23 protein-coding genes are annotated in these 25432 nt (G+C 67.0%); 12 read left to right on the top strand and 11 right to left on the bottom strand.

Translation table 11 applies throughout. The annotated features are described in order from the left end of the window. Window positions 1-18 precede the first annotated feature (18 nt). From fhuE to AC3WOB_RS05335, 6 genes are all read right to left on the bottom strand, one after another. Entirely contained in the window at window positions 19-2214 is a 2196-nt protein-coding gene (fhuE, locus tag AC3WOB_RS05360; RefSeq protein WP_492274417.1) for a ferric-rhodotorulic acid/ferric-coprogen receptor FhuE, read from the bottom strand. 258 nt (window positions 2215-2472) lie between these two features. Further along, on the bottom strand, window positions 2473-3483 hold the full coding sequence (locus tag AC3WOB_RS05355; protein WP_492274416.1) for a Dyp-type peroxidase: 1011 nt from the start codon (window positions 3481-3483) through the stop codon (window positions 2473-2475). Between the two features lie 90 nt (window positions 3484-3573). Then, window positions 3574-4362, bottom strand: a complete 789-nt coding sequence (locus tag AC3WOB_RS05350) for an alpha/beta fold hydrolase (RefSeq protein WP_492274415.1) — start codon at window positions 4360-4362, stop codon at window positions 3574-3576. 71 nt (window positions 4363-4433) lie between these two features. After that, window positions 4434-4742, bottom strand: a complete 309-nt coding sequence (locus tag AC3WOB_RS05345) for a DUF1634 domain-containing protein (protein ID WP_492274414.1) — start codon at window positions 4740-4742, stop codon at window positions 4434-4436. Beyond that, window positions 4739-5596, bottom strand: coding sequence for a sulfite exporter TauE/SafE family protein (locus tag AC3WOB_RS05340; RefSeq protein WP_492274413.1), 858 nt, complete (start codon window positions 5594-5596; stop codon window positions 4739-4741). The genes AC3WOB_RS05345 and AC3WOB_RS05340 overlap by 4 nt, the downstream gene beginning before the upstream one ends. Window positions 5597-5606: 10 nt before the next feature. Further along, complete coding sequence (locus AC3WOB_RS05335; RefSeq protein ID WP_492274614.1) at window positions 5607-6350, bottom strand: GntR family transcriptional regulator; 744 nt, start codon at window positions 6348-6350, stop codon at window positions 5607-5609. Window positions 6351-6487: 137 nt separating this feature from the next. On the opposite strand from AC3WOB_RS05335, the gene AC3WOB_RS05330 reads away from it, so the two are divergent. Then, the gene (locus AC3WOB_RS05330) at window positions 6488-6997 is read left to right on the top strand and encodes a DUF1993 domain-containing protein (protein ID WP_013395991.1); all 510 of its coding nucleotides are present in this window, start codon (window positions 6488-6490) and stop codon (window positions 6995-6997) included. Window positions 6998-7037: 40 nt separating this feature from the next. On the opposite strand, the gene AC3WOB_RS05325 is transcribed toward AC3WOB_RS05330, so the two are convergent. Further along, entirely contained in the window at window positions 7038-7799 is a 762-nt protein-coding gene (locus tag AC3WOB_RS05325) for a class II aldolase/adducin family protein (RefSeq protein WP_492274412.1), read from the bottom strand. 205 nt (window positions 7800-8004) lie between these two features. Here AC3WOB_RS05325 and AC3WOB_RS05320 point away from each other — a divergent pair, with 205 nt between their 5' ends. Genes AC3WOB_RS05320 through AC3WOB_RS05290 form a run of 7 tightly spaced genes read left to right on the top strand, consistent with a single transcriptional unit; the run spans window position 8005 to window position 17134 of the window. After that, window positions 8005-9534 (top strand): class I adenylate-forming enzyme family protein, encoded by a 1530-nt coding sequence (locus tag AC3WOB_RS05320; protein ID WP_041656191.1) that lies wholly within the window; start codon window positions 8005-8007, stop codon window positions 9532-9534. A gap of 37 nt (window positions 9535-9571) precedes the next feature. Further along, window positions 9572-10561: a Bug family tripartite tricarboxylate transporter substrate binding protein gene (locus AC3WOB_RS05315; protein ID WP_013395994.1), complete on the top strand. Its 990-nt coding sequence runs from the start codon at window positions 9572-9574 to the stop codon at window positions 10559-10561. 14 nt (window positions 10562-10575) lie between these two features. Beyond that, entirely contained in the window at window positions 10576-11439 is an 864-nt protein-coding gene (locus AC3WOB_RS05310) for an IclR family transcriptional regulator (RefSeq protein ID WP_013395995.1), read from the top strand. Between the two features lie 26 nt (window positions 11440-11465). Further along, the gene (locus AC3WOB_RS05305; RefSeq protein WP_207465935.1) at window positions 11466-12650 is read left to right on the top strand and encodes an acyl-CoA dehydrogenase family protein; all 1185 of its coding nucleotides are present in this window, start codon (window positions 11466-11468) and stop codon (window positions 12648-12650) included. Between the two features lie 13 nt (window positions 12651-12663). Next, a complete protein-coding gene (locus tag AC3WOB_RS05300; RefSeq protein ID WP_492274411.1) occupies window positions 12664-13797 on the top strand; it encodes an acyl-CoA dehydrogenase family protein in 1134 nt (377 codons plus the stop codon). A gap of 32 nt (window positions 13798-13829) precedes the next feature. Continuing rightward, window positions 13830-15938 carry a 3-hydroxyacyl-CoA dehydrogenase NAD-binding domain-containing protein gene (locus AC3WOB_RS05295; protein ID WP_492274410.1) on the top strand — a complete coding sequence of 703 codons (2109 nt, stop codon included), beginning with the start codon at window positions 13830-13832 and terminating at the stop codon, window positions 15936-15938. A 14-nt stretch (window positions 15939-15952) separates the two neighbouring features. Continuing rightward, complete coding sequence (locus AC3WOB_RS05290) at window positions 15953-17134, top strand: acetyl-CoA C-acyltransferase (protein ID WP_492274409.1); 1182 nt, start codon at window positions 15953-15955, stop codon at window positions 17132-17134. A 577-nt stretch (window positions 17135-17711) separates the two neighbouring features. On the opposite strand, the gene AC3WOB_RS05285 is transcribed toward AC3WOB_RS05290, so the two are convergent. The 4 genes from AC3WOB_RS05285 to AC3WOB_RS05270 form a co-directional block, all read right to left on the bottom strand. Further along, window positions 17712-18704, bottom strand: a complete 993-nt coding sequence (locus AC3WOB_RS05285; protein WP_492274408.1) for a Bug family tripartite tricarboxylate transporter substrate binding protein — start codon at window positions 18702-18704, stop codon at window positions 17712-17714. Between the two features lie 114 nt (window positions 18705-18818). Beyond that, window positions 18819-19730: a LysR family transcriptional regulator gene (locus tag AC3WOB_RS05280; RefSeq protein ID WP_013396001.1), complete on the bottom strand. Its 912-nt coding sequence runs from the start codon at window positions 19728-19730 to the stop codon at window positions 18819-18821. Between the two features lie 39 nt (window positions 19731-19769). Beyond that, window positions 19770-20906, bottom strand: coding sequence for a CaiB/BaiF CoA transferase family protein (locus AC3WOB_RS05275; protein ID WP_492274407.1), 1137 nt, complete (start codon window positions 20904-20906; stop codon window positions 19770-19772). Further along, entirely contained in the window at window positions 20906-21700 is a 795-nt protein-coding gene (locus AC3WOB_RS05270; protein WP_013396003.1) for an enoyl-CoA hydratase, read from the bottom strand. The genes AC3WOB_RS05275 and AC3WOB_RS05270 overlap by 1 nt, the downstream gene beginning before the upstream one ends. A gap of 151 nt (window positions 21701-21851) precedes the next feature. Here AC3WOB_RS05270 and AC3WOB_RS05265 point away from each other — a divergent pair, with 151 nt between their 5' ends. The 4 genes from AC3WOB_RS05265 (at window position 21852) to AC3WOB_RS05250 (ending at window position 25430) form a co-directional block, all read left to right on the top strand. Further along, a complete protein-coding gene (locus AC3WOB_RS05265; RefSeq protein ID WP_492274406.1) occupies window positions 21852-22772 on the top strand; it encodes a LysR family transcriptional regulator in 921 nt (306 codons plus the stop codon). Between the two features lie 165 nt (window positions 22773-22937). Then, the gene (locus AC3WOB_RS05260) at window positions 22938-23900 is read left to right on the top strand and encodes a Bug family tripartite tricarboxylate transporter substrate binding protein (RefSeq protein ID WP_492274405.1); all 963 of its coding nucleotides are present in this window, start codon (window positions 22938-22940) and stop codon (window positions 23898-23900) included. Then, window positions 23893-24267, top strand: coding sequence for a Zn-ribbon domain-containing OB-fold protein (locus tag AC3WOB_RS05255; RefSeq protein ID WP_013396006.1), 375 nt, complete (start codon window positions 23893-23895; stop codon window positions 24265-24267). Before AC3WOB_RS05260 ends, AC3WOB_RS05255 begins: the two co-directional genes overlap by 8 nt. Continuing rightward, window positions 24264-25430 carry an acetyl-CoA acetyltransferase gene (locus tag AC3WOB_RS05250; protein WP_492274404.1) on the top strand — a complete coding sequence of 389 codons (1167 nt, stop codon included), beginning with the start codon at window positions 24264-24266 and terminating at the stop codon, window positions 25428-25430. Before AC3WOB_RS05255 ends, AC3WOB_RS05250 begins: the two co-directional genes overlap by 4 nt. The last annotated feature ends 2 nt before the right edge of the window (window positions 25431-25432 follow it).

Below are 25432 nucleotides of genomic sequence, written 5' to 3'. Positions count from 1 at the left end.
GTCCCGGCTGCCGACGCATCAGTACTGATAGCGCATCGTCAGCATGGCGCTGCGGCCCGCACCCCACGCCCCCTGGCTGTAAAACCCGATCTGGCTGTAGTACTTGCGGTCGAACAGGTTATTCACATTGAGCTGGGCGCTCAGGTTGCGATTGAAGCGATAGCGAGCCATCAGATTGGTGATCGCGTAGCTGCCCTGGCCCACGCGCTCTTCGCCATTGGGTCCGGTGGCCATGGTGTACACATGGCTCTGCCAGTTGACGCCGCCGCCGACCGTCAGCCGGTTCCAGTCGCCGGGCAACTGATAGGTCGTGAACACGCGCACCAGGCTGCGCGGCTGATCGGTCTGTATCGCGTTGCCGTCTCCATCGCGCGCGGTCCAGTGCGACCAGCCTGCGGCCAGGTTCCAGCCCGGCATCACCTCACCCGAGACTTCCAGGTCGAAACCGCGGCTGCGCGTGCCCTGCGCGGCGGTATAAGCCTGATTGATGGTGCCGGGCACCATGTAGCCCGGATCAACCTGGGCCACATTGTCCTGCTCGATCTGGAACACGGCGGCGCTGGCGTTCAGCTTGCCCTCCAGGAATTCGCCTTTGATGCCGGCCTCGTAAGCCTTGCCCTCGAGAGGATCGAGCCAGCTACCGCTGCGGTCCTGATAGCTCTGCGGATTGAAGATTCCGGTGTAGCTGACGTAGGCGGTATAGGTATCGTTGATGTCGTAAAGCAACCCGGCATAGGGCGTGAATTCGTTCTTCTTGAAAGCTTGGCGGCTGCCGCCGCCGAAGCCGACCGAATCCGTCTCCCACGTGCTGTAGCGCCCGCCCACGATGAGCTTGAGCGGATCGGCGAGGTTCAGCCGCAAGGCGCCATACCAGCCCGTCTGCTTGGTGGTATAGCGGTTGGCGGTGACCGAGTCGCTGTTCCACTCCGGTTCCGGATACGAGCCGTCCCAGTCCAGGAAGTTGCCCACGGCTGCGCTTGACAGGGCCGAACGGTAGTCGAAATCGCCGTGCTGGCGGTTGAAGCTGGCGCCCACGACAGCTTCGTGGCGCCGGCCGAACAGTGTGAATGGACCGGACGCCTTCACATCCAGACTGTTCTGCTTGCGGTCTCCCAGATACCAGCTGGGCGATGCGCCCATGCCCAGGCCGGTATTGCGGTCGGGCCAGCCATAGAGATAAAGAAGCTTGGCGTCCATTTCGTTCTTGGAGTGCGATCCCACTGCGTTGACGGTCCAGCCGTTGTCGAAGCGGTGCTCCAGGCTGGCGAAGGCCCCCTGGGTGGTGCTGCCCCACGACGACCAATCCGCGCCCGTGTTCAGCGATCGGCTCCAGTCGGTGCGGCCGCCGTCCGCATACCATAGCGGGAAGCCGCCCCAACTGCTGCGTTTCGGATCGTTGTCCTGATAATTGAAACCCACGCTCAGCGTCGTGCGGGAAGTGATGTCGGCGTCCACCACGCCGTAGAAGATCTTCTTGCGGTTTTGGTAGCCGTCCAGGTAGGAATGATTGTCCTGGTAGGCCGAGACGATGCGCCCGCGCACGCTGCCGGCAGCGTTAAGCGGCGTCGACAGATCCACGGTGGCGCGGTAGGTGTCCCAGTTCCCGGCGCTGACGCTCATGTCCGCCTTGAACTCGCGGCTGGTGGCGCGCTTGCGCACCAGGTTGATCGATGCGGACGGATTGCCTGCACCGGTCAGCAAACCGGTCGCGCCGCGCACCACTTCGACGCGGTCGTAGATGATGGGGTCAAGCGATGATTCGCCCGCCGCGTAACCCGTGTCGAAGCTCGTCGGGATGCCGTCATACATGTAGTTGCTGACGCTGAACCCGCGCGAATTGAACGAATAGCGCTCGCTGTCATAGTTCTGCACCGAAATACCCGGTGTGCTCGCCATCACGTCGACCAGCGACAGCATGTTCTCGTCATCCATGCGTTGGCGCGTGACTACCGTGACCGACTGCGGCGTTTCGCGTAATGTCAGCGGCAGTCCCGTGCTGGCGGCGGTGGCGCGCGGCGTATACGAACCGGTACCCTCGGTGGTCGTATTGTCTGCATTGCCGACCACCTGCACCGACGGCAAGGTGGCCACGCCCTCCTCCTGCGCGGCGGCTACGCCGCATGCCAGCGCCATCAGCACCAGGCATGGCGTGCGCCGCAGGACGAAGCGCGGACGGATGAGACGAGCGCGGCCGGCAGGCCTGAGGTGTTGCATGTTGGCTTCCTTTCCCTGTTTGAAACTTCAAATCGGAAGAAAGTGTAATGCAAACGATTCTCAGGCGCTTTATTGATAAAGCTAAAACTACCGCGCAGAAAGGCGCGATTTTTGGGGACATAATCGCGGCAAGAGGCACGCTGCCCGGACCGCGAAACGACTTCGCGTGGCATGGTCAGAATGAAAACTGGCGCGGCCACCATCGCGGCCGCGCCAGGAATTTTTGCTGGCGCAGCCAAGGCTGCGCCTCGATGCGCTTTAGTTGGCCTTGCCCGCCGATGCGAGCGTCGGCGCCGCAGGCTCGTCCGCATCCGTACAGGCAGCCGGGCTGCGCTCCGCGAGTTCTTCCAGCAAATCTGCCGAAGGCACGAAGAACAGGCCGCCCGTGACCGCGTGACTGAAGTCGAGCAGGCGGTCGTAGTTGCCGGGTGGACGCCCGACGAACATGTTCTCCAGCATCAGTTCAATGGGACGCGGCGAACGCGCGTAGCCGATGAAATAGGTACCGAACTCCCCTGCCCCCGGCCTGCCGAATGGCATGTTGTCGCGCAGGATCTTCAGTTCCTGGCCGTTTTCCTCGATGGTGGTCAGGGCGCTGTGCGAAGACGTAGGTTTGATGTCATCGTCGAGTTCGACGTTGGACCACTTGTGGCGGCCGATGACGCCTTCTTGGCCCTCCACCGTCAACGCGTTCCATGCCGCCATGTCGTGCAGGTATTTCTGCACCAGCACATAGCTGCCGCCGGCGAACTCGGCGTCCTCGTCGCCGATGACGGTGAAGTCGAACGCCTCGCGTCCTTCCGGGTTCTCGGTCCCGTCCACGAAGCCGATGATGGCGCGCCGGTCGAAGTAGCGGAAGCCATGGACTTCATCGACGACGGTCACGGCATCGCCCAGCCCGCCTAGCAGCAAGGTCGCCAGCTCGAAACAAAAATCCATCGAATCCGCGCGGATGTGCAGCAGCAGGTCTCCCGGGGTAGCGACGGCCAGGCGCTCGCCCGCGCCAAATTCGCGGAAAGGATGCAGCGCAGCTGGGCGCGGCGCGCCGAAAAGCGTGTCCCAGGCCGTGGAGCCGAAGGCGGTGACACAGGAAAGATTCTGCTCGGGCGCGCGCGTGGACACCGTGCGGACGACGCCTGCGATATCGGCGCACCAGTCGCGCACGGTGCCTGCGGCGGCAGCCCCCTGGTTGAGCGTGGCGACGATGAAAATCGCGTGGCGGGTGGTCGTGTTGTGTACGGCTTGGGATTCGGGTTGACGGTCGGACATCGGATCTGGGACCTCAAGAAAACGAGCGCGGCGGCGCGGAAAGGCTAGTCCGATTCTAAGCGCGGACTGTGGATGAATGCACCGGGTTCGTCAGGGCACCGCCCTCAACCATTCGCTCACCACGTCCAGCACGATGCGGCTTTGTTCACGGTGGGGGACATGGCCGCAGTTCTCCAGCAGCAAGGGGCGCGCACCCGCCAAGGCGACAAGCTTGTCCTGATGCCTGGGGGAGCCGTATTCGTCGACTTCGCCGTGCAAGGCCAGCGCCGGGCAACGGACCTGGCGCAGTTGCTCGTCCAGGTTCCAATCGGCGAAGTCCGGCGACAGCCAGGTGTCGATCCAGGCGCCCAGCACCCATGCGGCTTTTTCGCCGTGGTACTTCTTCAGGCGGTCCAGTTGGCCGGGTTCCGCAAAGCTCTGTTTGGCCGCGCGTATGCCTTCCAGCGTGCGGTCTTCGGCAAACATCTGCGCCGACTCGGTGATCAGCGCGCGGCAATCGTCGGCGTACACGCCGGCGCTGCAGACAGCCATGCCGCCGCCCACGCTGTGGCCGAACCCCACGAAGGCGCCGATGTTCAGTTCTTCGCGCAGGCTGCGGAACCCCTCGCGGGCCTCGTCTTCCACAAAGCCAGGCTCGAACACTGCCGTATTGGGATCGGAGCGGCCAAAACCCAGACGGTCGTAGGCGATGACGCTGCGTCCGGTCGCTTGCGCCAGCTGCTCAGGAAAATCCCGCCACAGCTCCACGCAACCCAGCGAATCGTGGAACATCACGATGGGCGCCGCGGCCACCGCCTCCCCTGCGGGGTCCCAGCGCCGCGCGAAAAGACGGCCCTGGCGGGTGTGCACGTAGACATCCTGGCTGGTAATGGCAAGCATGAAAAGTCCTGGGGAGAGTATGCGGCGATGCGCCATCGCACCGCGCTCCGATTATAGGAAAGCCGGAAGCCTCACCGCAGTCCGGACACCACGCCGGCGGCGATGATGAGCAGCACCAACGCGGAAATCGCCGTATAGGCGTAGTCGCGTTCGCGTAGGAAGATGGCCAGCATTAGCGCCACCCGCGCCACCGGCAGCAGGATGAAGAGGGCCACGCCGGCCCTGACCAGTTCGAGTCCGCGCAGGCCGGCCGGCGCTTGCGGCAGGAAATCAATTGCCATGCCCGCGGCGATGAGGGCCCAGGCGAGCCATGTTCCATACCAGAGCAACCCGGCGATGACGCGGTCGCGCCGCGCCTGCTTTTCTGCCGCCTGGGTCATGCCGGGCCTCCAAGAATATGCACACCCAGCGCACTCAGCAGCATCTGCATCGCCAACAGGGCCAGCACCACCACGAAGAAAATGCGCAGCTTGTCGGCGGGCAGCCCCATCAGCATCCGGGCGCCCAGCAGCGCGCCGGCGACCGAACCCAGCGCGACGGGACCGGCGATGCCGATGTCGATGTCGCCGCGCACGAAGTAGGCGCCCGCGCTGGCTGCGGCCGTCACGCCGATCATGAAGTTGGAAGTGGCGGACGAGACCTTGATCGGCAGCTTCAGCGCGGCGTCCATGGCGGGGATCTTGAGCACGCCCGAGCCTATGCCGAGCAAGGCCGAAATCAGGCCCGCGCCATACATCAGCGACAGGCCCAGCGGCACGCGGTCCACCTGATAGTGCACCTCGCGGCCCTGCGCTCGGTCGGGAAAGCTGGAATGCAGGCGCAACGCCGTGGCCCAGCTTGCGGCGTCGGGCGCGATTGCCACGGCCTCGCGGCGACGTGCCAGCATCTGCTGCGCGGACACGGCCAGGATGGCGGCGAACAAACCGTAGAGGAATTCGGTGGAGACAATGCCGATGAGATACACGCCGGTCAGCGCGCCCAGCGTGGTGGCGGTCTCCAGCACGATCGCCAGCCGGACGTTGGTCAGCCGCCCCTTCAGGAACGGCGCCGCGCTGCCGCAGGAACAGGCAATCACCGAGATGATGCTGGCCCCGATGGCCACATGGATATCCACGCCGAACAACAACGTCAGGATGGGCACGATGAAGATGCCGCTGGCCATCCCCAGCACCCCGCCCAGCGCGCTGGCGCCGAAAGCGGCGGCGAACAGCCAGAAAAGGGTCGACGTCTCCATGGCCGCCGGCTCAGGCCCGCTTGCGCGGTTGCCGCGAGAGGCGGGTGGTGAACCGGATCAGGTCGCCGCGGTAATACAGCTTCTCGTAGTCGACCGGCCGCTGTCCCTCGGTGTAGGAAGTGCGCTCGATCAGGAAGATCGGGCTGCCCACGGCAACGCCCAGCGCCTGCGCGACGCGCTCGTCCGCCGTCACCGCTTCAAGCTGGTATTCGGCCTCGATCAGCGGCAGGTCGTAGCGCAATTCCAGCAGGTCGAAGATGGGTTCGGCTTCCAGGTCGTTGCTGGCAACCTTTACGCCTATGTCCAGCGGCAGATAGGTTTCATCGAACGACATGGCCACGCCGTCCGCCAGCCGCACGCGCTCGATGCGGTAGACCTGCGCGCCACGCGTCACGCCCAGCTGGCGCGCGACGTCTGCCGTGGCCGGCACCGGCCGCTTGTCCAGCAGGCGCGCCGTGGCCTGGCGGCCGAGCGCGTCCATGTCTTCGACGAATCCGCTCAGCGCCGTCAGCGCCTGCGTCAGTTTGGGTTCCGTGACGAACGTGCCCTTGCCGCGCCGGATTTCCACCAGCCCGCGGGCAACCAGGTTTTCCACCGCCTTGCGCACCGTGGTGCGACTGACGGCGAAGCGCTCGATCAGTTGGTCTTCCGTCGGCAATTGGCTGCCCCGCGCCAGGCTGCCGGCCGCGATTTCCGCGGCCAGTGCCGTTTCCACCCGGGCATAGAGGGGGGCATTTTCGGATTGATTTTGCATCATGACATCATAACATCATGATGTCATGATGATGCAAGCAGCTCCCCGCGTTACAACGGAGTCGCCAGCAACTGGTAGTCTTCGCAGGCCCGGCCGGCGCCTCCCGCGCCGGCGCCCACTCTCAAGCGAGACACGATATGAGCAGTTTCATGCACAGCGCCTCCGTTCCCGTCCTGACGCAAATGCTGTCGGCCCTGTCCGATGTGCTGAAGAAGGCAGAAGCCCAGGCCACGGAAAAGAACATCGATCCGGACGCCTATCTCGGCGCCCGCCTGTTCCCCGACATGTTCCCGCTGGCGCGTCAGGTGCAGATCGCGTCGGATTTTGCCAAAGGCATCGCCTCGCGCCTGGCCGGCGCGGAAGTGCCGTCGTGGCCGGACAGCGAAGCCAGCTTCGCCGGCCTGCAGGCCCTGATCGCCAAGACCTTGGAGCACCTGGGTTCCTTCGGCCCGGAACAGTTCGCGCAGAGCGAAGCCCGCGAAATCGTGCTGCGCCCTGGCACGCCGAAGGAAAAGAAGCTGAGCGGCAGCGCCTACCTGCTGCACTATGGCCTGCCGCAGTTCTTCTTCCACGTCACCACGGCCTACGACATCCTGCGCCACAACGGCGTGGAAATCGGCAAGCGCGATTACATGGGCAAGTATTGATCCACCACTGCGGGCCCCTCCCGCGGGGCCCGCATCCCCGCTACTCCGCGTAGCCGGGGTTGCGGCGATCCAGCCGGCGCAGCAAGCCCGGCCAGGCCAGCATGGCCTTGTGCGCCCGGTCGGCCTGCGATTCCACCGTCGCGTTCTGCAGAATGTCGGGCGGTATGTAGGTCAGCTCGCCGCCGGCCTGGGCCCGCACCTGCACCATGCAGGCGGCCTCCAGCCGGTGCATGGCCTGGAAGGCTTCGGCCATGCTCTGCCCCACGGTCAACAGGCCGTGGTTGCGCAGGATGAGATAAGAATTGCTGCCCAGGTCCCGCACCAGTCGCGGTTGTTCCTCGGGATTCAACGCCAGGCCTTCGTAGTCGTGGTAGCTGAGCGAGCGCAGCACGATGAACGCGAACTGCGACAGCGGCAGCAACCCGGCCTTCTGCGCCGACACCGCCACCCCGTTGATGGAATGCGTGTGCAGCACGCACATGGCGTCCTTGCGGGCCGCGTGGATACAGCTGTGGATGGTGAAGCCGGCCGGATTGATGTCATATTCCGAGTCCATGACCTTGCGCCCATCGAGGTCGATCTTGACCAGGCTGGATGCGGTGATCTCGTCGAACATCATGCCGTAGGGGTTGATCAGGAAGTGTTCGGTCCCGGGCACCTTGGCCGTGATGTGGGTGAAGATCAGGTCATCCCAGCCGAACAGCGCCACCAGCCGGTATAGCGCCGCCAGATCCTTGCGGACCTCCCATTCCGTTGCGCTGACCTGTTCGCGCACGCTGGCGCCCTTGCCTGCCGTATCCATACTGTCTCCATTTTTCGATGATTGCCCGCGGCCACTGCGCGGGCGCTGACTGGCACTTTATTCGTTTTGCCCCAGGCCGGCACGCGGCGCGGCCAAGGAGCGGTCACCGCGGTTCACGAAGAATTCACATATGTGATGGAAATGGCGAGATGTCATTCCTATGATTCCGCTCAATAGCAGCCCAGTACAGACGCCCCGCCACACCATGTCCGTTGATCTACCCGATACCGATTTCCGCATACACCAGCTGGTCAGCCGGCACCTGCCTGGCCTGGCCGCGCATACCGCCCTGATTTCCGATGAAGGAAGCTGGACCTATGCGGAACTCGACACGGTGGTCGACGCGCTGGCCGCCTATCTGCGGACCCAGGGCCTGCGCGCTGGCGACCGCCTGCTGATCGCCGGGGAAAGCGGCGGCACCCAGCTGGCCGCCGTGCTGGCCTGCAGCCGGCTGGACGCCTGGGCCGTGGTCGTCAACGCCCGCATGACCGGCGTGGAAGTCGACGCCATCAAGGCGCACTGCCAGCCGCGGCTGCTGCTCGCCACCAGCGGCCTGTCGACGGAAGCCCAGGCCCACGGCCTGCGCCATGGCGCGCGCGAGGTCGAGCTTGCCGGCCTGCGCTTTGCCTGCACCGAAGCGGACCCCGCCGCCCAAGCCGAGCCGGCGCAAGCGGACTCGCGCGAACAGGTGGCGGTGATGATCTACACCAGCGGCACCACCGGCACGCCCAAGGGCGTGATGCTTACGCATGCCAACCTGGGCCATTCGTCCGCCGTCGCACGCCACGCGCGCGGCACCAGCCGCGATGACCGGATCTATTCGGCGCTGCCCATCTCGCACGTGTATGGCCTGAGCACCGTGGCCCTGGCCGCGCTCGGCGCCGGCGCGACGCTGCAATTGGGCAGCCGCTTCGACGTTGCGCACGCGATCGCCGCGCTGGCCGGCGGCATCACCATGCTGCACGGCGTACCCGCGATGTACGTGCGCCTGCTGCAGGCGCATGAGCAAGGCACGCCGATTCCCGCGCCGCGCGTGCGCCTGCTGCATTGCGGCGGCGCGCCGCTGGATCCGTCGCTCAAGGCGCGCATCGAAGCAATCTTCGGGGAACCCATCAACAACGGCTATGGCCTCACCGAGGCCTCGCCGACGATCAGCATGGTGCCCTACCGCCAACGGCGCGCCGACCTGAGCGTGGGTTATCTGATTCCGGGCATGCAGGCCCGCATCGTCGGTGAAGACGGCCAGGAAGTGGCGTCCGGGGAAGTCGGCGAACTGCAAGTGCGCGGCCCCAACATCATGAAGGGCTATTACAAGGCGCCCGAGCAGACCGCGCAGGCGCTGGACGCCGCGGGCTGGCTGCGCACCGGCGACCTGCTGCGCGCGGAGCCGGACGGCGCGCTGTTCGTCATGGGCCGGATCAAGGACCTGATCATTCGTTCGGGCTTCAACGTCTATCCCAGCGAAGTCGAGGCCGCGCTGAACGCCTATGCCGGCGTGCGCCAATCCTGCGTGGTTGGCGTACCACTCGACGGCGACGAGCAGATCATCGCCTTCGTCGAAGCGGAAGACGGCCTCAGCATCGAGGCGGAAGCCTTGCAGGCCTTTGCGCGCGAGCGCCTCGCGCCCTACAAGCGCCCGCAGAAAATCATCCTGCTTTCCAGGCTGCCAGCGGCAGATAATGGAAAGATCCTCCGCAAGGCCGTCGTCGACATGGCGCGCGCGCATTGCAACTGACTCACCAAAACAAAATACCCATCCACAGGAGACAACCATGAAATTCGCAGCACGAAGGCATTTCCTGGCGGCCGCCGCCGCCCTGGCCGCGGTTTGCAGCCTGCCGGCGCAGGCGGCCGACAACGCCTGGCCCGAGAAGCCGATCCGCTTCATCGTGCCCAGCGCCGCTGGCGGCGGGGCCGACACGGTTGCGCGCCTGTTGGCTCAGCACATCGGCGGCGTGCTCAAGCAACCGATCGTGGTCGAGAACCGCGCCGGGGGCTCGGGCGTGATCGCCGGCAATGCCGTGCTGGGCGCGCCGGCCGACGGCTACACCTTCATGCTGGGCTTCACCACCATGTCGCAATTGCCCGCGACCTCGACGGTCAAGATCCCGTACCAAGTGGACCGCGACTTCATTCCGGTATCCCTGGTGGCCCGCTCCTCCAACGTGCTCGTGGTCAATCGCAGCAGCGTGGACGTGGATTCGGTCAAGGCCCTGGTGGAAGCGCTGCGCGCCGCTCCCCAGAAATACAGCTACGGGTCCTACGGCAACGGTTCGACCGGCCATTTCCTGGGCGCCCAGTTCCTGCAGGAAACCAAGACCAGCGCCCAACACGTGCCGTACAAGGGCGCTGCGCCCATGATGTCCGACCTGCTGGGCGGCGTGGTCTCCTTCGCCTTTCCCGACATCGGCTCGGCCCTGCCGCACCTGAATTCCGACCGCCTGCGCGTGCTGGCCGTGACCGGCGACAAGCGCATGGCGACCCTGCCGCAGACGCCCACCATGACGGAACTGGGCTACCAGGGCTTCAACCTGGGCGCCTGGTTCGGCCTGTTCGCGGCCAAGGGCACGCCCGACGCCATCGTCCAGGCCATGTCGACGCAGATCGCCGACGCGGTCAAGGCGCCCGAGGTCCAGTCCAAGCTCGTCGGCATGAACCTGGATCCCGTGGGCAGCGATCCCAAGACCTTCGCCACGTTCTTCCAGACCGATCTGAAGCGCTGGGCAGAACTGGCAGACAAGGCCAATATCCGCACCGACTGATCCCGAGGCACGCCATGTCCCGTTCATCTCGCCGGCTCGAACTTCCTGACGCGTCCATCAAGGACAGCACGCGCGACCTGGGCCAGCGCTCGGTGAAGTCGGCCCAGCGCGTGCTCGAACTGATCGAGCTGCTCGAACAGCTCGGACGGCCCGTCACGCTGGCGGAGATCGTGCGCGCCAGCGGCTATCCGCAGTCCAGCACCTGGATGCTGGTGCAGACGCTGATGCGCATGGGCTATCTGTGCCACAACCCGGACGATGGCACCTACATGCCCAGCCTGCGGCTCAACATGCTGGGCGGCTGGGTGCATGACCTGGCCCTGCCCCGCAGCAACCTGCGCCTGGCCATGCGCGCACTGGGCGAACGGCTGGGCCTGAGCATCATCCTCGGCCAGCGCAGCGGCCGCTATGTGCAGTACGCCCACGTGCTCTACGGCGCCAAGGACCGCAAGACCCAGGTCCCCATCGGCGTAGTGCGTCCACTGATCGACACTGGCCTGGGCTACGCGCTGCTGGCGCAGTTGCCCGACGACGAAGTCTGCGCCATTGCCAGCGTCTGCCTGGCGCGCGCCGAGCACGAATCGCCGGTGACGACCCTGCGCCAGGTCCTGACCATTGTCGACAAGGCCCGCAGCGCCGGCTTCGTCTACTCGCACCGGCTGCAAAGCGCCAACCGCGCCTCCTTCTCCTTCGCGCTGGTCACCGACCCAGGCGCCGGCGACCACACCGGGCTGATGGGCCTGGCCATCGCCGGCACGCGCCAGGACGTGGCCGCGCGCCTGCGCGATATCCCCCGCACGGTCAATGAAGTTGCCGCCGAATTTCTGCCCGATGTCCCCATACACATCAAGGCCGCCCATCCCATTTCGCCGATCTGAAGGCGCCCCATAGAGCGATCATCACCATGGATATTGAAATCACGCCTGAAGAGCGGGAATTCCGCCAGGAAGTCCGCAGCTTCGCGCAGGCCCACCTGCCCGAAGGCGTCCGCCGCAAAGTGCTGTATGGCGAGAAACTGGAGAAACACGAATACGTGGATTGGCAGCGGCATCTGCACCGCCAGGGCTGGATCGCGCCGGCATGGCCCGTGCAATACGGCGGCACCGGCTGGAGCCTGGGAAAACAGCGCATCTTCCTGCACGAGCTGGCCCTGCAATGCGCGCCCGAGACCATTCCATTCGGCATTTCCATGGTCGGCCCGGTGATCTACACCTTCGGTTCGGACGAGCAGAAGGCGCAATACCTGCCCGCCATACTCGGTTCTGAAACCTGGTGGTGCCAGGGCTTTTCGGAACCCAACGCCGGCTCCGACCTGGCCTCGCTGCGCACCCGCGCGGTCGATTGCGGCGACCACTATCTGCTCAATGGCCAGAAAGCCTGGACCACCCACGGGCGCCATGCCGACATGATGTTCTGCCTGGCCCGCACCAGCGACACCGGCAAGCCACAGCAAGGCATTTCCTTCCTGCTGCTCGACATGAAGACCCCGGGCATCGAGGTCCGGCCGGTGCGCACCATCGATGAAGGCGCCAGCATCTGCGAAGTGTTCTTCAACGACGTCCGCGTGCCGAAGTCCGGCCTGGTCGGCAAGGAAGGCGAAGGCTGGACCTACGCCAAGTTCCTGCTCGGCCACGAGCGCGCCATGATCGCCCGCGTCGGCCGCTCGCGCATGCAGCTGGCGCGCGCGCAACGCCTGGCCTCGCATCCGCTGGCCGACGGCAGCCGTCCCATCGACAACCCGATCTACCGCCAGCGCCTGTGCGACATCGAAGCGCGCCTGCGCGCACTGGAATTGACCGAGTTGCGCGCCTTGTCGGCCTACCGCCCGGGATCCGGCTTCGACGTCGCCGATTCTTCCATGCTGAAGATCGAAGGCTCCGAGATCTGCCAGGCCCTGACCGAACTGCTGCTGGACCTCGCCGGCCGCTACGGCATGGTCTACACCGGCCGCTACACCCAGTCGCCCATCGGCGACGCCACGGCGCACGGCCTGCTGGGCGACCACCTGTTCAACCGCGTGGCCACGATTTACGGCGGCAGCTCCGAAATCCAGAAGTCCGTGATCGCCAAGAGCCGATTCCAGAAATAAGCAAGGACACGCCATGAATCTGAACCTCTCCGACGAACAAGCGATGATCCGCGCGAGCGTGTTCGATTATTTTTCGACCGCTTACGGCTTCGACCGCCATCTCGAACGGCTGGCCAACCCCGCCAAGACCGACCGCGCCGCCTGGCAGGCCATGGGCGAACTGGGCTGGCTGGGGCTCACCGTGCCGCAGGACGACGGCGGCCTGGGCCTGGGGCCGCAGGAAACCATGCTGTTGATGGAAGGCGCGGGCGCCTCGCTCAGCACCGAACCGCTGCTGGCCAGCGCGGTATTGACGGCGCCGCTGCTGGCGGGCGCGGCCGCGGGATCGCCTGCCGCGCAGGCGCTGGAAGCCGCAATCGCGGGCCAGGCCAGCCTGGCCCTGGCCTGGACTGAAACCGATCGCGGCTTCGCGCCGCTGCAGGCGAACGCCCGCGCCGAACGCGACGGCGAGGGCTGGCGCGTAAGCGGCCGCAAGACGCTGGTGGACAACGGCGCGGACGCCGACTGGCTGGTGGTGACGGCCCGCAGCGAAGCCGGCCTGGCGCTGCTGCTGGTGCAGGGCAACGCCGCGGGGCTGACCCGTACCGGCGCCCCGCTGGCCGACGGCGCCCGCAGCGCCGACCTGGTGTTCCAGAACACGCCGGCCGCGGCCTGCCTGGCCAGCGGCCAGGAAGCCCAAGCCCTGCTGCTGCGCGCCGTCTACCGTGGCCTCGCGGCCAGCTGCGCGGTGGCGCTGGGCGCCATCGAACGTACGCTGGAAATCTGCCGCGACTACCTGCACGAACGCAGCCAGTTCGGCAAGCCGCTGGCCGCGCTGCAAGTCCTGCAGCACCGCTACGTGGACATGCTGATCGCGGCCGAACGGGCGCGTTCCATGACCCTGCTGGCCGCGCTACGCGCGGACGAAGCCGCCGCTGGCGATGCCGAGGCGCAGCGCGATCTCAGCCTGGCCAAGCTGACCGTGGGCCGCAGCGCGCGCCACGTGGGCGGCCAGGCCATCCAGGTGCACGGCGGCATGGGCATGGCCTACGAATATCCCATCGGCCACTACTACCGCAAGCTGCTGTGCTGCGACGCGGCCTTCGGCTCGCAGGACGACCATCTGGCCCTGCTGTCCGAAGGCTTGGCAGCGCCCGCCGACGCCTGACATCCGCTTTGATCATTCCTTCCTATCTCGCCATGGCAACCCCCGCAAACCAACGCATCCAGGCCACGCGACAGGACGACGTCCTGCTGCTGGGCCTGAACCACCCGCCCCTCAATACGCTGGACCATCCCCTGCGCCAGCAAGTGCATGAAGCCTTGCAGGCCGCCGCCCAGGATGCGTCGGTGCAAGCCATCGTGCTGCACGGCGCACAGGGCAACTTCAGCGCTGGCGCCGACATCCGCGAATTCGACCAACCCAGGCAGGCGCCCTGGGCCGGCGACGTCGCCAATCTCATCGCCGCCAGCAGCAAGCCCATCGTCGCGGCGCTGCAAGGCGTGGCCCTCGGCGGCGGCCTGGAGCTGGCGCTGGCAGCCCATGCCCGCGTCGGCGCCGCCAACGCCAGGCTGGGCCTGCCCGAGGTCAAGCTGGGCCTGCTGCCTGGCGGCGGCGGCACGCAACGCCTGCCCCGCCTGATCGGCGCGGCGGCTGCCCTGCCCCTGATCCTGGAAGGCCGTAGCGTGGACGGCAAGGCCGCGCTGACGCTGGGCCTGCTGGACCAAGTCTGCGACGAAGCCAGCCTGCTGGACTGCGCCGTGCGCAAGGCACGGGCGCTGTGCGCAGACCATGCCGCCGCGCGCCGCGGCGCCGCTGCGGCCGACGACAAGCAGGCCGGGCTGGCCGCCGTGGCAGCGCAACGCGAGCGCCTGGCCGCCAAGCCCCATTCCCTGCCGGCCCAGCATCTGCTGCTGGATTGCCTGCAAGCTGCGCTCGAACTGCCGCTGCAAGAGGGCCTGAAGGTCGAGCGCGAGGCCTTTCTGCAATGCGTGGCCAGCCCCGAGCACAAGGGCCTGGCGCACGCCTTCTTCGCCGAAAGACTGGCCGGAAAATCTCCGGCTGGCGCGGCCCGGCCGCGCCCCGTACAACGCGCCGGCGTCATCGGCGGCGGCACCATGGGCGCCGGCATTGCCGTGGCCATGCTCGATGCCGGCCTGGACGTGGTGCTGATCGAACGCGACGCCGCCTCGCTGCAGGCCGGCCAGGAGCGGATCGACGGCGTCTACCAACGGCAGGTCAACTCGGGCAGGCTCGACGCGGCCACGCGCGAGCAGCGCCTTTCGCGCCTGAGCACGGCGACCGACTACGCGGCGCTGGCCGCGGTCGACCTGGTGGTCGAGGCGGTGTTCGAAGACATGGACGTGAAGACGCAAGTTTTCGCGCAGTTGGACCGGGTCTGCAAGCCCGGCGCCATCCTGGCCACCAATACCTCGTACCTGGACATCAACCAGATCGCGCGCAGCATCTCGCGTCCGCAAGACGTGATCGGGCTGCACTTCTTCTCGCCCGCCAACATCATGAAGCTGCTGGAGATCGTGGTGCCCGAGCAGGTCGCCGACGACGTGGTGGCGACGGGCTTCGCGCTGGCGCGGCGCCTGGGCAAGGTGCCGGTGCGCGCCGGCGTGTGCGACGGCTTCATCGGCAACCGCATTCTCTACGTGTACCGCGAGGCCGCCAACCACATGATGGAGGATGGCGCCTCGCCCTACCAGATCGACCAGGCGCTGGAGCGCTTCGGCTACGCCATGGGACCGTTCCGCACCGCCGACCTGACCGGCGGCGACATCGGCTGGGCGACCCGCAAGCGCAAGGCCGCCACCCGCCCGCCCGAAGCCCGCTACGTGCAGGTGGCCGACCGGCTGTGCGAACGCGGCTGGTTCGGCCAGAAGACCGGCCGGGGCTATTACCTCTACCCCGAACGCGGCCAGCGCGGCAAGCCCGACGCCGAGGTGCTGGCGCTGATCGACGAGGAGCGCGCCGCGCGCGGCATCGAAGCCCGCCCGTTCAGCGACGAGGACATCGTGCGGCGCTACATGGCCGCGCTGGTCAACGAAGCCGCCAAGGTGCTGGACGACGGCATCGCGCTGCGGCCCGCGGACATCGACGCCGCGCTGGTCAACGGTTACGGCTTTCCGCGCTGGCGCGGCGGCCCCATGAAATACGCCGACGACGTCGGCCTGGCGGCCGTCCTGGCCGACATCGAATCCTATGCCAAGGAAGACGCGACGTTCTGGGCCCCCTCCGAACTGCTGCGGCGCCTGGCGCGCGAAGGCGCGACCTTCGGCAAACTGAACCAACCCCAATAAGGAATCGCCGCATCATGCGAGAAGCCGTCATCGTCGCCACCGCGCGCACCCCGCTCACCAAGTCCAAGCGCGGCGAGTTCAACATCACCCAGGGACCGACCCTGGCCTCTTACGCCATCCAGGCCGCGGTGGAACGCGCCGGCGTGGATCCGCACAGCATCGAGGACGTGGTGCTGGGCTGCGGCTACCCGGAAGGCACCACCGGCCGCAACGTGGCCCGCCAGGCGGCGTTGCGCGCCGGCCTGCCGCAAAGCGTCGCCGGCGCCACCGTCAACCGCTTCTGCGCCTCCGGCCTGCAGGCCGTGGCCGATGCAGCGGCGCGCGTGGTCATGGGCCAATCCGGCCCGGTCGTAGCCGGCGGCGTGGAAAGCTGCTCGCTGCTGCGCACCCGCGACGACGGCGTCAGCGGCATCGATAGCTGGCTGCAGGACCAGATCCCCGGCCTCTACCTGCCCATGATCGCCACCGCCGATATCGTGGCGCAGCGCTACGGCATCAGCCGCGAGGACCAGGACGCCTTTGCCTTGCGCAGCCAACAGCTCACCGCCGCAGCGCAGCGCGAAGGCCGCTATGCCGACGAGATCATTTCCGTGCGCACCACCATGGAAATCACCGACAAGGCGACGGGCGCCACCCGCCGCGAAGAAGTCACCGTCAGCGCCGACAACTGCAACCGCGCGTCGACCACCGCCGAAGGCCTGGCCGGTCTGGTTCCCGTCATGGGCCCGGACCGCTACGTGACCGCGGGCAATGCCTCGCAACTGGCCGACGGCGCCTCGGCCTGCGTGCTGATGGACGCCCGCGACGCCGAACGCGCCAACCTGGAACCGCTGGGCGCCTTCCGCGGCTTGGCCGTGGCCGGCTGCGCTCCCGATGAAATGGGGATAGGCCCGGTCTACGCCGTGCCCCGCCTGCTGGAGCGCCACGGTCTGAAGGTCGAGGACATCGACCTGTGGGAGTTGAACGAAGCCTTCGCCTCGCAGGCGCTGTACTGCCAGCGCCGTCTGGGCATCCCGCTGGAGCGGCTCAACGTCAACGGCGGTTCGATCGCGGTGGGCCATCCCTTCGGCGTGACCGGCGCGCGCCTGACCGGCCATGTCCTGCTGGAAGGCAGGCGCCGTGGCGCCAAGTATGCGGTGGTCACCATGTGCGTGGGCGGCGGCATGGGCGCGGCGGGGTTGTTCGAGATCTTCTGAGTACGCAAAGGCGCGGGGTTGGGTTGCCCGTCATTCTCGGCCGCCCGGGCGGCCGAGAATGACATACATGATTTCGTAAATTTCTATTGTGTTCGCTGGCGCGGACGCGGTGAGCGGTTTGCTGATGTCCTTTAGCTTCTTGGGGTGGGCGGTGACGCCATCAGAAAATCAATCGCCGCATTCGCACCAGCGAACACAGTAGCAATCAAAAAAAGCATGTATGTGTTATTCGGCCGCCCGCGCGGCCGAATAACACGGGCAGCCCAAGACTCGCCCCTGACCACAGCTCCGGCAGCGCGACGACCCAAGACACGCGTAGCCCGTCGGTGCGGGCGGCGTGGCGGCGAGCAACCTCGATGCGCCCGACGGAATCCGAAGGAGTCGCCGAAGGCGAGGACGAGGATGAGGATGGGGCAGTCCGGAGCGAAGGCTCCGGACCGCAATCGTGGGCGCTCGCCGCCACGCCGCCCGCGCCGACGGGCGACCTACGAAGCACGAGCCGCAGCAACAGCAACAACCACAAAAACAGAGCAAAAAAAGAAGGGCGTCCGCGGACGCCCTTGCGGCTTCCCGCCGCTTACTGCGGTTCGATCTTCGCGTCGATCGCGCGTTGCGTCCAGACCTGGCGCTGCGATTGCGCGAAGGCCTGGTGCTCGGCCACGGTGTTGGGCGAGACCTGCATGCCCAGGGATTCGAAGCGTTGCAGCACGTCGGGTTCGCGCAGGATGGCGGCGACTTCCTGGTTCAGCTTCTGCGCGATGGCGTCGGGCGTCTTGGCCGGCACGGCCACGCCGACCCACACCACCAAGTCGAACTTCTGGTAACCCAGTTCCGCCAAGGTCGGCACGCCGGGGAATTCCTTGGCGCGCTCGTGGCCCGTATACGCCAGGCCGCGCAGCTTGCCCGCCTGCATGAACGAGGTGACGACGGACAGATCGGCGAACAGGTAGTCGACGTGGCCGCCCAGCAGGTCGGTCACGGCCGGCGGCTGGCTCTTGTAGGGCACGCCGTTGGCGGCGGCGCCCGCCACCGTGTTGAAGGTAGCGCCGGCGATCTGGCTGGTGGGCGAGCCGTAGGCGTAGTTCAGGGGCTTGGCCTGCGTGGCCTTGACCAGTTCCTGCAGCGACTTGTAGGGCGCATCCTCGCGCACCACCAGCATCATCGGGATGGTGGCGATACGGATGACGTGGGTGAAGTCGCCAGTAGGATCGAACGGCAGCTTGCGGAACAACGCCGGCGTAGCCGAGTGCGTCGAGCTGCTGGTGAGGATCAGCGTATAGCCGTCGGGCTGGGCGCGCGCGGCGAACGAGGCGCCGATGGTGCCGGACGCGCCCGGCTTGTTCTCGATCACGACCGGCACGTTCAGGCGCGGGCCGAGCTTTTCGGCAATGATCCGCGCGCTGGTGTCGGTGGCGCTGCCCGGCGAGAACGGCACGACGATGGTGATGGGCTTGTCGGGATAGGCGCCCTGCGCCAGCGCCGCGGGCGGCAGCGCGCCAGCCAGCGCGGTCAGGACGGTGAGGCTGCCAGCGGCCAGCAGGCTGCGGCGCACGCCGAACGGTCGATTCATGCTTGTCTCCTGTCAGGGGCCGCGGGTCGGCCTCTTTAACTCTGACCGTATGATGCTTGCGACCCGCTTATCCCAACAAGGGACTAATTTTCATAGACTTATTCCAAACCAGGATTAATTGCCTTCAGACTGGCGCTCGCGCAGATAGTCTTCGGTGGCCTGCAAAAAGGCTGAAGCCGCCAACGACAGACGCGCGTTGCGGCGCTGGATCAGCCAGAGCTCGTGCCCGTGCTTGCGGGCGCCGTCGATCTCCAGGATGCGCAAGCCCAGCTGCCGCGCCAGGTCGCAGGCATAGCCGGGCACCACGGTTATCCCCAGCCCCGCGCCGACCAGCTTCAGCGCCGAGACCAGCATGCCGGCCTCGATGCGATAACGGAATTCCAGGTTCAGGTCGGCCGCCACGCGGTCCAGGCTGCGCCGCACGCTGTACACGTTGCGCAGCATGATGTGGTCGTGGGCGGCCACGTCGGCCCACGACACGGAACGCTTGCGCGTCAAAGCGTGGCGCGGCGCGCATACCGCGTACATGGTGTCGCGGTAGATGACCCGCGTGGCCAGTTCTTCCGAAGGGGTTTCGACCGAAACGATGCCGAAGTCGGCGCGGCCATTGCGCACGTGTTCTATGGTGTCGTCGGTGGACAGCTCGAACAGGTCCAGCTTCACGCTGGGATGGGCCCGGTGATAGTCGGCCACCACCTCGCCCAGCAACCCGACCATCATCAGCGGCGAGGTGGCCACGCCCACGGTACCGCGTTCCAGCGTGCGCAGGCCCGACATGCTGCGTTCGGCCGCGCGCACGGTGCCCAGGATTTCCTGGGCGTAGGCATAGAAATCCGCCGCGCCGTCGCAAGGCGTGACGCTGCGGGTGGAGCGCTCGAACAGCGGCTGGCCGACCTCGGCCTCCAGTTCGGCGCAGAGCTTGCTGACGGCCGATTGGGTCACGAAGGCCGCGCGCGCGGCCGCCGTGAAACTGCGCAGTTCGTAAAGCGCGCAAAACACGCGCAATTGCTTGAGAGTGATGTTCATGGTCGAAGTCGCCGCCAGGCGCCGCCGGCCATGCCGGCCTCAGCGCGCAGGCTCGAGCATATCGCGATCGGCGTCCTGGCGCGGCGCCTGGCGCTTGATCTCGCCCGGCGTGCGCGAAAAGCGCACCGGGATGCCCGCGGCCATCAAAGGCCCTTCGGTCGGGTGCTCCACGCGCTGGAAGAACCCCGTCGCCTGCAGGTGCGGATCCTCGAACAGGGCTTCCGGCGTGTTCACGCGCGAATGCGGAATGTCCGCGTCCGCCAGCAGCGCCAGCCACTCCCCGGTGCCGCGCAGCGCGACGATGTCCGCCAGGTCCTGGTAGAGCTCGTCGAAGTGCCGCGCGCGCGAGGCCGCGTCGACGTAGCGCGCGTCCGCCGCCAGGTCGGCGCGTTCGGCCAGGGCGAAGAAGCGCCGCCATTGCGCATCGGTATAGGGCAGCAAGGCCAGATAGCCGTCGCGTGTGCGGTAGGGACGCCGCTGCGGCGACAGCACCCGGCTGTAGCCCATGGGTCCCAGCGGCGGCACGAAGCTGTGCCCGCTCATGTGCTCGACCAGGGTGAAGGAGACCAGCGTTTCGAACATGGGGATTTCGACTGCCTGCCCCTGGCCCGAACGCTCGCGCTCGTACAAGGCCATGGGAATCGCATACGCCAGCGTCAACCCCGCCACCTTGTCGGCGATGATGGTGTTGACATAGGCCGGCGCGCCGCTGTTGCGGCCTTGCAGGTCCGCCATTCCGCTCATGGCCTGGATGATGTCGTCAAAAGCCGGACGCGCGGCGTAGGGGCCGTCCTGGCCGAAGCCCACCGCCGAGCAATGGATCAGGCGCGGGTTGCGCGCGCGCAGCGTGTCCGCGTCCAGGCCCAGGCGCGCCAGGGCCGCCGGGCGCACGTTGGACACGAACACGTCGGCGCCGTCGATCAGGCGCAGCAGGCTGTCGCGGTCGGCCGGCGTCTTGGCGTCCAGCGTCACGCTGTACTTGTTGCGGTTGAGGTTCAGGTAGGCCGGCCCCATGCCCGGGCTCATCGCCGGGGCCGAGGTGCGGAACACGTCGCCTTCGGGCGCCTCGACCTTGATCACCTCCGCCCCCATGTCGGCCAGGATCTGGGTGCCGTACGGCCCCATGGCCACCGAAGTCATGTCGACGACCCGCACGCCCGCGAGCGGGCCAGCCATTACTTGGCCTCCTGCTGCTTCTTGCGGTTGACGAAGGGCGCCATGTAGCGGCGCGGCTCGTCGGTGGTGAAGGCCTCGCCGAACGCGGCCACGCTGCGGTCCAGGCCGGCTTCCACGGTGGACTCGCTCCAGTATTGCAGCAGCGCCTTCTGCGAGCGCACCGCGATCGGGCCGCTTTCGGCGATGGGCGCCACCGTGCGTTCGACCAGCGCGTCCAGCGCGCCGGTTTCGCTGACGAATTCCAGGAAGCCCCACTGCTGCGCCTGCGCAGCGTCCACCGTCTCGCCGGTCAGCAGCAGCCAATTGGTGGGGCCGGGGCCGATGATGGCCGGCAACAGCACGGCGTGGATCACGGACGGGATGCCCACGCGCACCTCGGGCATGCCGAAGACCGCGTCCTTCGATCCCAGGCGGATGTCGCAGGCCGCGGCCAACTCCATGCCCGCGCCCAGGCAGAAGCCCGGAATACGGGCAATGGTGGGCACGGGAATCGCGGCCACCGCGTCGCACAGATCGCGCAGCCGGGTGATGAATTCGCGCGCGCCCTGCGGATCAAGCTCGGCCATCTCATATATGTTGGCGCCGCCCACGAAGGCGCGCTCGCCCGAACCGCGGATGACCACGGCGCGGGCATCGTCCTGGACCGCGATCCAGCGGGCGGCCTCGGTCAGGCTCAGCGTGACCGCCGAGGCCAGAATGTTCAGGCTCTTGGCGTCGTGGATCTGCAGGGTATAGACACCGCGCTCGTCGCGGGTCACGAGGGCATGGGCGAAAGCAGGGATAGGCGCAGTCATGGAAACTCCAGCTAGGGTTATGGCCACCGATGCTAAGGGCAGGGTTTCATCACAACAAACGAGTAATTTTCATGAAATAAGTCTTAAATGGAATAAATACCGTAGCCCCGGCGGCTTGGTTACGATAGCCGCCTCTTGCGGGAGTCGCACCATGGGTATCACGCTGCGCCAGCTCCGGGCCTTCTGCGCCGTGTACGAGCTGAAGAACTTCACCCGCGCCGCCGAGGCGCTCAACCTGACGCAGTCGACCGTCAGCAAGCTCTGCTCCGAACTGGAAAGGGCGATAGGCATGGCGCTGTTCGAGCGCTCGGCGCGCGGCGTCGAACTGCTGGAAGGCGCGGCCGAGCTGTATGCCTACGCGCAGGAAACCTTCGGTTCGCTGCGCGCCGCCGAACGCAGCCTGAGCAGTCTGGCGGGGCTGGAGCGCGGCGAGGTCTCCATCGCGGCGTCACCCATCATGATGCACACGCTGATCGCGCCGGTGGTGGCGCAATTCCATGCGCGCCACCCCAACATCGTCTTCGACCTGCATGAACTCACCGGCGACGAGGCCACCGAGCACGTCCTGCACGGCAAGGCCGACCTGGGGCTGGTGGCGATGGAAAGCCAGGACCCCAGGCTGGACTGCCGCGTGGTCTATCGCGGCCCCATGTATGCCGTGGTGCCCGCCGGCCACCCCTTGGCGCGGCGCGACGAGACGCGCTGGCGCGAACTCGCCCGCTACCCGCACATCCTGCTGCGCGGCACCTACACCGTGCGCCGCAAGATGGACCAGATCCTGCAGGACCAGGGGCTGACGGTGCGCAGCGTGGCCCAGACCGGCAGCCTGACCACCGCCTTCGCCATGATCCGCGGCGGCATGGGCATTACCGTCATGCCGGGCTACGTGCGCAAGGTCTGCCAGGAAATGGGCCTGAAGGCGCTGTGCATCGCCGACCGGCCTCAGGCCCTGCACGAGCTGTCCGTCCTGCGCCGGGCCGACTACCGGCTGTCGCGCGCCGCGGCGGCGTTTCTTGCCGCCTTCGAAGCGCATCTTGGTGAACAGGGACAGCCCGCCGCGGCCGGCGATTAATCTCTTTCCTGAATGCCTTCATGATAATTAATCAATTGTTTGCATGATGGACCGCTTCCATCATTAGCGCGTCGAGGCCCCGCACCCCACGCGCTATCCAGACGGTCACCTCGACGCCATAACCATGCAGGGCAAATCAGCCCGCAGCACGAGGAGACCTCCGACATGACACTCAAGCCTGGCCTGAAGCAGCTGCTGACGCTGCTCGCCGTTGTTCCCGCCATCGCCGCCGCCGAGACCTATCCGGCCAAACCCGTCACCCTGGTGGTGGCCTACGCCCCCGGCGGCATGACCGACATCCTGACGCGACGCATCGCAGCCGATCTGCAGACCCGCCTGGGCAAGCCCTTCGTGGTCGAAAACAAGCCGGGCGCCACCGGCCAGATCGCTACCGAGTACGTGTCGCGGCAGAAGGCGGACGGCTACACCATCCTGGTGGGCGCGACCAGCCACGTGATCAACCCCGTGCTGAAGAAGCTGCCCTACAACGCCCGCAAGGATTTCGCCCCGGTGGCGCTGCTGGCGGTCAGCCCGAACTTCCTGCTGGTCAACGCCAACCTGGGCATCAAGACTTTCGCCGACTTCAAGAGCTATGCGCAGAAACAGCCGTCGGTGCCCTACGGCACGGCCGGCGCCGGCGGCGCGCCCCACATCGTCGGCGAACTGCTGCGCGCGCAAAGCGGCCTGCCGCTGATGCACGTCTCCTATCGCGGCGCGGGCCCGGCGATGACGGATCTGGTGTCGGGACAGGTGCCGGTCGGCATGGCCGAGTCGGTCACCGCCAACGCCTATCTGCAATCCGGCAAGATCGTGCCCCTGGCCATCGCCTCGGCCCAGCGCCAGTCACGCTATCCCGACGTGCCCACGCTCAACGAGCTGGGCTACAGGGGCTTCGACCTCAGCACCTGGGTAGGCGTCTACGCCCCGGCCGGCACGCCCGCCGACATCGTGCAGACGCTGAACAGCGAGATCCGCAAATCGGTGATGCAGCCGGCCACGCAGGAGTACATCCGCTCCACCGGTTCCGAGCCGGGCGACATGGATCTGGGCCAGTACCAGAAGTTCGTCAGCGACGAAATGGACAAGTGGCAGGCCGTCATCACCCAGGCCGGGGTCAAGGATGAGTGAGGTCCGCATCGGCTCGCTGTCGCCGGAAGCCTATTTTGCCGAGGCGCTGCGTGCGGGACGCCTGGAAGTCCAGGTGTGCCGCAGCTGCGGCCTCTCGTTCTTCTTCCCGCGCACGCACTGCACCCATTGCCGTTCGCAGGAATATGCCTGGCGGCCCATGCGCGCCGGCGCCACGCTCTATTCCTATTCGGAAATCCCCGCCACGCCGCAGGCGCCCGCGCGCAACGTCATCCTGGCCGACATGGACGAAGGCTTCCGCATGATGTCCACGCTGCTGGACGAGGGCGAGCCGCGCATCGGCATGCGGCTGACGGCCCGGCCCGACCCGCAGCGCGCCCGAGTGGTGTTTGGAAAGGAAGCGCCATGACGGACTGGAACAAGAACCTGCGCGGCGCCATCGCCATCACCGGCTGCGCCACGGCGGGCATAGGCGACGCGGGCGGACTGAACGACCTGGAAATCACCTCCCTGGCGGTGCACGCCGCCGTGCGCGATGCCGGACTGCGCATGGAGGACATCGACGGCCTGATGAGCGCCAGCCTGTCCTCATCGATGTGGCTGAACAAGCTTTCCGAGTATCTGGGCCTGTACCCGCGCTTCATGGATAGCACCCAGATCGGCGGCGCCTCCTTCGTCGGGCACCTGTTGATCGCCGCGGCGGCGATCCAGGCCGGCCTGTGCCGCAATATCGTGATCGCCTACGGCGCCGCCCCGCGCGGCGGCAACGGCGTCTCGGCGACCTCGGGCGCCCGCGCCCGGCTGGATCCGTTTCCCTACGAGGAACCGTTCCAGCCCTTCAACCCGCCCACCAGCTACGCGCTGGCGACGCGCCGCCACATGCATGAGTACGGCACCACCCGCGAACAGTTGGCCGAAGTGGCGGTCGCCGCGCGCGCCTGGGCGCGGCTGAATCCGGAAGCCTACAAGCGCGAGCCGCTGTCCATCGCCGAAGTGCTGGCCGCGCGCGTGATCTCCTCGCCGCTGACCGCGCGCGACTGCTGCCTGGTAACCGACGGCGCGGGCGCCATCGTGGTCACCGCCGCAGACCACGCCGACGCCGCACGGCCGGTGTATGTGCAAGGCACGGCCATGGCGCACTCGCATCGCCAGATCGCCTGCATGGCCGACCTGACACGTACCGTGGCGGGGCAAAGCGCCGACCTGGCACGTGAGCGGGCCGGCGTGGCGCTGGCAGACATCGACCTGGTGCAGCTCTATGACGCCTTCACCATCAACCCCATCCTGTTCCTGGAGGACATGGGGTTCTGCGCCAAGGGCGAAGGCGGCGCCTTCGTGTCCGGCGGGCGTATCGCTCCCGGCGGCGAACTGCCGGTGAACACCAACGGCGGCGGGCTGTCCTGCGTGCACCCGGGCATGTACAGCATGTTCGGCCTGGTGGAAGCGGTACGCCAACTGCGCGGCGAATGCGGCGATCGGCAAGTCAAGCATGCGCGCACCGCGCTCGTGCACGGCAACGGCGGGGTGCTGAGCGCCCAGGCCACCACCGTGCTGACCAATTGGATGAACTGAGG

It is taken from the genome of Achromobacter sp. FW305-C-30-7 (assembly GCF_058783105.1).
The sequence above is the reverse complement of the archived record's forward strand: the minus strand, read 5'-3'. Positions and strand labels throughout refer to the sequence as shown.